Raw genomic sequence first — 264 nt, forward strand, 5'->3', positions numbered from 1 at the left:
GCGCCGACACCCAGACGATCGCCTTGCGCCGGCCCGTCCGGTCGGAGATCCAGCCGAACACGACGGTGGTGAGGATGCTGGTGAGCGTGAAGGCGATGAGCACCGTGGCGAAGACGCCGGATGCCTGCTCCTTCGGCACGCCGAGCCGATCGATGATGAAGAACAGCAGATAGGTCGACACCGTGAGGATCGACATCGTCACGAACAGGCGGCAGGCCCAGGCCCAGAAGAAGTCGCGGTACCGCAGCGGGTTGAGCCAGTAGG

The 264-nt window shown here is 65.2% G+C and carries 1 protein-coding gene; it reads right to left on the reverse strand.

Annotation, left to right across the window (positions count from 1 at the left end):
- Positions 1 to 264 (reverse strand): hypothetical protein (locus SB658_RS24660; RefSeq protein WP_410603021.1); only part of this gene is annotated, 264 nt, incomplete at both ends.

This window comes from Bacillus sp. SIMBA_008 (genome assembly GCF_046535495.1).
In the GTDB taxonomy this organism is placed as follows: domain Bacteria; phylum Bacillota; class Bacilli; order Bacillales; family Bacillaceae; genus Bacillus; species Bacillus subtilis.